9 protein-coding genes are annotated in these 7,522 nt (G+C 42.1%); 6 read left to right on the forward strand and 3 right to left on the reverse strand.

Annotation, left to right across the window (positions count from 1 at the left end):
- On the forward strand, positions 1–855 hold an 855-nt coding region (locus KIH86_RS19905), incomplete at its 5' end, for an NAD-dependent epimerase/dehydratase family protein (RefSeq protein WP_223110627.1).
- Here the strand turns inward: KIH86_RS19905 and KIH86_RS19910 are convergent.
- Complete coding sequence (locus tag KIH86_RS19910; protein WP_223110628.1) at positions 776–1,762, reverse strand: AraC family transcriptional regulator; 987 nt, start codon at positions 1,760–1,762, stop codon at positions 776–778. The genes KIH86_RS19905 and KIH86_RS19910 overlap by 80 nt on opposite strands.
- A 137-nt stretch (positions 1,763–1,899) precedes the next feature.
- On the opposite strand from KIH86_RS19910, the gene KIH86_RS19915 reads away from it, so the two are divergent.
- The 5 genes from KIH86_RS19915 to KIH86_RS19935 all read left to right on the forward strand — a co-directional run bounded on the left by KIH86_RS19915 (position 1,900) and on the right by KIH86_RS19935 (position 6,230).
- Positions 1,900–2,493, forward strand: a complete 594-nt coding sequence (locus KIH86_RS19915; protein ID WP_235775504.1) for a sugar O-acetyltransferase — start codon at positions 1,900–1,902, stop codon at positions 2,491–2,493.
- A 207-nt stretch (positions 2,494–2,700) separates the two neighbouring features.
- Positions 2,701–4,449 (forward strand): sensor histidine kinase, encoded by a 1,749-nt coding sequence (locus KIH86_RS19920; RefSeq protein ID WP_223083739.1) that lies wholly within the window; start codon positions 2,701–2,703, stop codon positions 4,447–4,449.
- A gap of 34 nt (positions 4,450–4,483) precedes the next feature.
- The gene (locus tag KIH86_RS19925; protein WP_223083738.1) at positions 4,484–5,167 is read left to right on the forward strand and encodes a response regulator transcription factor; all 684 of its coding nucleotides are present in this window, start codon (positions 4,484–4,486) and stop codon (positions 5,165–5,167) included.
- A gap of 35 nt (positions 5,168–5,202) precedes the next feature.
- Positions 5,203–5,751, forward strand: coding sequence for a CDP-diacylglycerol--serine O-phosphatidyltransferase (gene pssA, locus KIH86_RS19930; RefSeq protein ID WP_223083737.1), 549 nt, complete (start codon positions 5,203–5,205; stop codon positions 5,749–5,751).
- On the forward strand, positions 5,742–6,230 hold the full coding sequence (locus tag KIH86_RS19935; protein WP_223083736.1) for a DedA family protein: 489 nt from the start codon (positions 5,742–5,744) through the stop codon (positions 6,228–6,230). The genes pssA and KIH86_RS19935 overlap by 10 nt, the downstream gene beginning before the upstream one ends.
- 56 nt (positions 6,231–6,286) lie before the next feature.
- Here the strand turns inward: KIH86_RS19935 and KIH86_RS19940 are convergent, their stop codons facing one another.
- Both KIH86_RS19940 and KIH86_RS19945 read right to left on the reverse strand, forming a co-directional pair.
- Positions 6,287–6,859 carry a hypothetical protein gene (locus KIH86_RS19940; protein WP_235775505.1) on the reverse strand — a complete coding sequence of 191 codons (573 nt, stop codon included), beginning with the start codon at positions 6,857–6,859 and terminating at the stop codon, positions 6,287–6,289.
- Positions 6,860–6,989: 130 nt separating this feature from the next.
- The coding region (locus KIH86_RS19945) for a hypothetical protein (protein ID WP_223110629.1) at positions 6,990–7,522 on the reverse strand (533 nt) is incomplete at its 5' end.

The raw sequence follows: 7,522 nt of genomic DNA on the forward strand, positions 1-7,522 counted from the left end.
AGTCCTGAAAAAGCTGAACATATTAATAATTCCAATGTTAATCTTATTAAAGGAACTCTTGAGAACATTCACGAATGGCAGCACAAGCTTGCCGGAATGGACGTAGTTATTCATATGGCTGCACCGGTTGTGTTCTGGGGGAAATGGAGCATGTACCAAAAATTAGTTATTGATGCTACGGTTGATCTGCTAAAATATACAGAAATGAATAAGGTAAAGAAATTTATCTATATCAGTTCGGAATCCGTACTCCAGGACAAGAAAGATTTATTGAACATTGATGAAAGCTGCCCTTACCCGAAGGAACCTAATTCATACTATGGAAAGTCAAAAATGATTGCTGAGAAGAAAATACTTGAATCCCCTTCAAAGGTTGAAAGAATCATTTTACGGCCGACTTTCATTTGGGGAAATGAAGTAGCAGCAATACAAGCCATGATCAGCAAAGTTAAACAGGGTACGTTCAGCTGGATTGACCACGGGAACACCATCATAGAAATGGTCCATGTTGATAATGTTGCTGAAGCTATAGCTTTAGCCGTTCATAAAGGTAAAGACAAAGATGTATTATTTGTAACCGATGATAATCCGAAGAACGCAAAAGAATTTTTTACTNTAGCTATACCAGATAAAAGTTTGCCTAGATTTATTGCCCGGCCAGTCGCGTCTGTCACTGAATTTATGTGGAGGGTGCTTAAGTTAAAAAATGATCCGCCAATAACGAGATTTGATCTGGCTTTTGTCTCCATGCCAAGGTCATATCGAATTGACCAGATCAAAAATAAACTTGGTTATAAACCGGTAGTGAGTTACCAGGAAGGGTTGGAGAGAATGAAAAAAATATGNTCTCTCTGAATACCTTAATGAAATAGCTGGAGGAGTTAAATCCGCATTCTGAGCAAATCTCCTGGATGCTTTGGGTCGTATCATATAGCAGACGTTGAGAGGCTTCGATACGGGATTGCAGCAAATATTCGATGGGAGAACAGTTCAGGTAGGATTGAAAACAGCGGGATGCTTCGCTTTTACTAATATTGGCCGACATTGAGATATCCTGCAGCGTGACTGGGTTCATATAATTTCGCTGTATAAATGAAATCATCTGCTGCACACGCACTTGGTATTGTATATCCCTTTGGTCTTGGGCAATCGTAGGAATTTGCTCCACATGATTGAAAATCGACTGCCATATTTGATTTAAGTGGCATTGTACCTGCATTTCGAAGCATGCTGCATTCAGATTTTCGATATTAAAGTCCAGAGCAGAGAAGGAACCGTAGGGACTCTGAAGGCCATACTCCTGCAATAACGCAAAGATGTAAGAAAGCTCATTAAGGATTTCTCTTTGCCAGGGAATATCAGAATGTAGTATAAAATAGGGCATGCTCCGGTTAATCAGAATGGGCCTGATATATTTTTGATAAAGAATACTGGTATGAGGGGCGATCAGCTCCGCGGAAAAGACAATATTGGGACATTTACACCTGTCGTTGTCATAAACCTGTTCAAAAGAATGTAATGCATTGCTGTTAATGAAAATGCCATCACCTGGGCATAATTCTATACAGTGATTACCGACTTGAACCTTTACGGTTCCGCCTCGTGCAACAAAAAACTCCGGTTCGAAGTGCCAGTGAAGCGGGACCTTTCTATTAATAAATTTATGCAGCTCATCCACATAGAATTGAATAGGGAAATCATTCTGGCCATGTTGGATGGCTTCATACAGAGTATGATCAAGAGGCATTGTGTCTGCGCGCATGATAAACTCCTTCTGGGAATATAGTGTTATTAATCGAGAAAAAACTGTCTTTTATCCAAAAATCTTGATGATATAATCATATCTTGAAAAGTGAAGCAACACCACTCACAACCATACTTGTAAAATAGGAGGACGCTATGGATATCGAAAAAATCAAGCACATTACGAATAGCGGGAACATGTATGATGACGCCGCTGAAGATGTGGCAGATGTTAGAGCACATGCGTTAGCAATGTGTCGTGAGTATAACCATAAGGTAAATACCAATGCTGGATACGACATGTCCATTTTGAAAGCGCTATTCTCACGTGTAGGGGAGAATGTATATATCGAGTCCAATTTCCGGTGCGAATTCGGATTTAATATTTCCATTGGAAACGATGTATACATTAATCATGACATGATTATCCTCGATTGCAATGAAGTGAAAATCGGAAATGATGTGTATATAGGTCCAAGGGCGGGACTGTATGCAGCAAATCATGCGGAAGATCCTTTTGAGCGTGCAGACAAAGGAGTTTACTCCGCCCCGATAACGCTGGAAGATCGCGTATGGCTGGGTGGCGATGTCAAGATAACGCAGGGCGTGACTATCGGTGAGAATAGTATTATCGGTGCGGGGAGCGTAGTCACGAAAGACATACCTCCAAATGTGATTGCTGCAGGAAGTCCATGCAGAGTAATTCGGCCTATCCAATTCTCCGACAATCGCTGGAAGAGACCAGAATGAACTGAGTAACCCATCAACAGCGGCACCTATAAGATGGCTTTCACTAGCCTCGCTTGGGAGGCTTTCTCCTGAATTAGAGACTGTACTCGATTTTATGAGATACAGTCTTTTTTTGCTGAATATAATGTAAGCTTATCTAAGTAACAGGACACATGAAAAACATACAGGCAAGTTATTCTTAAAACAGCTGCGATAAAGGAGTTAACAATGAGAAATAGGGGAATTACATTCAAACTCTTTATTCTGACCGTCGTTTTCTTTGCCAGTTTTTATATTCTGGTTTTATTATCGCAGGTTCTTTTTTTCAATCGCTTCTACCAGGACTATAAAGTGAAAAAAGTCGAACGAGATCTTTATAAATTTGCTCAACAATATTCCTATCAAGATCCGGAGAAGAATAAAGAGCTCGCCGTGAACGTAGCCAAGTTTATGAATCGAAACCGAACCCAGCTCGCTATAGTTGATTTCGAGGGCAATTTGGTCCTCGGTGATCCCTACCGTATGACGGTTGAACTCGCGAATCATAACAAAATCACGGTCCCGCTGTCGCTTTTTTTGAATGTGAACGATGAAGAGCTTCGGAAAGCCAATATACAAAAAGGAGACCCAATCACCATTTGGGGTGAGGAATATAGCGGAGGAAATCTCGATCCGATCGTGTATCCAGAAAAGATTTTATTACGTCATTCATTAACCATTGGAGAGAGTTCGCCGGTTAGTCTTGCCGAATACTCAGGCGTTGTGACGGATATTCTGGCACCGAGTGTAAAGACTCAACGCCAAGGTCTCCTGTATGTAGCTTTAAATGAGCTATTTCCTTTGTCAGACGATATGAAAAAAGACCTTAATGCGATGGAAGAAACCGAGTTACAGTGGGTAGAGCCTTGGAGCGGAACTAACAATATTATTATTATGCAGCCTCTGGTAATGGGCGGCGGCAACAAACAAATCCTGTTCTCCGTCACTTCGCTTCAAGAAATTAATGATGCCAATGAAGCGCTGCGCTGGTTCTATATCTATCTTAGCGGCGGGGGATTTATTTTCATTCTGATTTTGGCCCTGTATTATTCCAAGATGGTGACATCGCCTATTGTTTCATTGAATGAAGCGGCACAGAAAATGGTTGATTTTGATTTTTCGTCATTTGAACCCTTACAGCAGAGCGACGAACTGGGAGGCCTTTCTCAAAGCATGTATACGATGGCACAAAAATTGGACAAGGCGCTTCGCGAACTTCAAGATGCCAACCTGCAGCTTCAGAATGATATGGAGCACAAAGAAAGAATCGAAATGACACAGAAGAGCTTTTTTACCAATGCCTCGCATGAGCTGAAGACGCCTATCAGCATAATTAAGAGCTTCGCTGAAGGCTTGCAGGATGGCATCAATAAAGATAAACAGGAACATTACATATCCGTAATTATAGAGGAAACAGAGCGAATGGAGATGTTGATTAAAGACATGCTCGATCTGGCCCGGCTGGAGTCGGGAACGATACAACTTCGAAAACGATCCATCTTACTGAGCGAACTCATTGAAAAAAGCGCAAACAGGCTGCTGTATCAGCTAAAGGAGAAGGGACTGAAAATAATAGTCATCCCTGTGAATGAGCTTCCCGTTCTGATTGATCCGGAATGGTTCGAGCAGGTCATCGTCAACCTGACGACTAATGCCATTAAGCATGCGGAGCATGGGAGTGACATCCTTTTTGAAATTCATAGTGATACGCAATCGAGTACGCTTTATGTCAAAAATAAGGGCAAAACGATCCCTGAACCGCAAATTAATTTAATTTGGGAAAGATTTTTCAGGGGAGAGGCCTCCCGAAGTCGTCAAACAGGTGGAACAGGTTTAGGCTTATCCATCGTCCAGCAAATTTTGGATCTCCATCATTGCGAATATTCGGTAACGAATCTGGATGATGGCGTTCAGTTCCTGGTTAAGATCAGTCATTAAATTCAAACGCTCGAAACAGGGAGAAGGATTGAGAATGGGGAGAAGGGTTCTCATCGTAGAAGATCAATTAAGAATCCGTGAAGTGATTTCAGACTATTTTCTGCAGGATGGCTGGGAAGTGAAGGAGGCTAGCAACGGACAAGAAGCGCTGGATCTAATCGACCTCATATACCCGGACTTAATCATTCTTGACATTATGATGCCTGAAGTGGATGGATTCCAAGTTTGCAGAGAGGTTAGAAAGCATCTGGGCGTGCCCATCATTTTTCTAACGGCAAAATCGGATGATGAGGATAAGCTGCTAGGTTATGAGCTGGGGGCAGATGACTATTTGACTAAACCTTTTAGTCCGAAAGTTCTCGTCGCAAAAGCAAACTCATTAATGAAGCGCGTCACAGAGAATTATAAACCTGAAGGGCACAGATATACCTTTGGTTCCGCTGTTCTCAACACATTGGCTCGCCGGCTGGAAGTCGATCGCATTGAAGTTGAACTGACGCATAAAGAATACGAACTTTTGTTGTTCCTAATCAATAATAAGAACCTGGTCGTGACCCGAGATGCTATTATCTCCCGTGTCTGGGGTTTGGAATTTAATGGGGACAACCGGGTCGTGGATTCCCACATCAAGAAGCTAAGAGCTAAACTTGGCCATTCTTCGCATCATATCCGAACGGTCGTCGGGATCGGTTACAAATTCTCAGAAGAGGAAGTATAAACTATTTCTAAGATTTGAAGAAAAGAGGAGTCGCAATGTCTTTTAAAGTCATCCCGTCAGTATGCACGATGTTCAACTTAGCAGCCGGAATTGTTTCGTTAATCTCGACAATTCAAGAACATTATAAATTGGCCGTATTATTTATCGTTATAGCCGCTACGTTCGATGTGATGGATGGGCTACTAGCCCGATTATTGAGCTGTACCAGCGAGTTTGGAAAGCAGCTCGATTCGCTGGCTGACATTGTCTCATTCGGCGTGGCTCCGGTCATTCTTATTCTTGAGCATAATAAAAATGACTCGTCTTTCATAGGGGCCGCAGTAGGGATGGTGTTCATCATTTGCGGCGCTCTCCGATTAGCCCGGTTCAACATTACTCCCAAATCTTCAACCTTTACCGGGATGCCCATAACTGTAGCTGGTTTTTTGGCAGCTGGACTATCCTTTTTCCATAATCATATCCATTTTAAGGTTGCTGTGATCATTCTTGCGGTACTCTCTTGGCTCATGATCAGCCGCATACGCTTCCCGTCTTGGAAGGTTGTAATTGTTAGAGTTAAAGGAAGTGTAAATTTATGGAAATAGCAATGACGTTCATAGAGCATTACGGGTATGTGGCTGTAATCCTGCTCTTGGCGTTAGGGATCATAGGAATCCCCGTACCCGACGAGACGCTAATGCTATTTGTTGGCTATTTGGCTTCCGTGAAAATACTTGGGTTTTGCCCATCCATCATCGTTAGTTTTTTGGGTTCTGTTATAGGAATGAGCATCAGTTATTTCATTGGCAACAAAATTGGCTATAAGGTCGTTGAAAAGTATGGGAAATGGATAGGACTAACTCCAAAGCGTTATGAAAAAGTGAAAAACTGGTTCGCGAAATACGGTGTATGGTCTATATTGATTTCCTATTTTATTCCTGGTGTGAGACATGCGGCCGGCTACATCTCGGGCATAACAAAAATGACTTTGAGGAAGTATTTCATGTTCTGCTGCATCGGAGCCTTTATCTGGTCCACCTTGTTTATTACCATCGGATATTTTGTGGGGGGCAAGCTGAGCTGATTCTTGAAGAGTCAGCTTTCGGCTATTTTTTAGGTCTCTAGGGACATGTGCGATCGTCAGCATTTGATCTCGATTTCAGATACTTTTTCCTCGAGACGAGGAACCATTCTTTTTCTAAACATATATATCCCGAGGATCATAAATAAAAGGCTGCATCCCATACCGAGTAAAGCACTGCTATCCAAAGCATTTGGGGAATCGCTCATAGTAAGTAATGTATACTGGGTTACCACAATGGAAACCATTGAATCGGTGAAACTGAACATTTTCAACGTAGAAACTATTAGGCCCTTAAGATGCCGATTAGCTGTAATCCCGTAAATAGCAAAGCCAAGCTTAACGAAAGAAACCGTTGCTACCAGAAAAACAGTTGTACCTCCAAAGACAACAGCATCCCCGACCACATACATTCGAAGGCAGACCATTAGATACGAAATCCCCAGAAGACATAAGAATATTCCACCTCGTCTGAACACAACCTTCTCCGCATCGAATCTTTTCACAGGTTCATCGATACCTTTTGCAGCTGCATATCGATGCAGCGCTTGGCCCCTAGCTCCGCACAGCACCAAATAATATATCGCATTTGTGATAAACCAGCCAGAGAGGAGGTATATGCCAAGAATCAATTTACCGATGCCGATAAGGGCATTGATTCCAAGAGATGCGAAGTTCGTTATGATAGCACGGTCTTGATAATCCGCTCGGAATCGATCGAGTAAACCTTTAATTTATACCCCCGCCTTTCTCGTCATTCTCTTATTTAGCCAATAATCCATTCCCTTTTTCACACACTTCATAGATTTCATCATATTTCCGATCGATCATGGGGATAAGCTGTTCCGTTTTCGTTTGGCGAATTCGCGAATAGCAGAAGTATGGAATAATCCAACCTATAAAGCCAGGAATAGCTAGGACAATTGAAAGTACAAATAAATCGTTAATATTGGCAAAGACTGAACCAGCCATAAATGCCGTCCCACTCACACCTAACACATATCCTAGTACTGATGCAGTTATCGTCTTCGAACGTTCCAGTGTTTGAATTTCTGTGGTACAGGATTCAAACTGGCGTTGTAGACGGGTCAGTTCAACTTTATTTCGAATTTTCCGATCACGTTTGAATTTCAAGGTTACTGAACCGACACTGCCAACTGGTGTAGAAGTTCCTTCCAAGACCCAACCGAAATTGGGATAGCCATCGGTAAAGACAGGTTCCATAATCCGTTTTACGGTGATGTCTTTGTATTCATAACCCACAAACTGTTTTTCATTTTTAGTGATTTCACCCA

This window comes from Paenibacillus sinensis (assembly GCF_019904155.1).
Classification (GTDB): Bacteria; Bacillota; Bacilli; order Paenibacillales; family Paenibacillaceae; genus Paenibacillus_AQ; species Paenibacillus_AQ sinensis.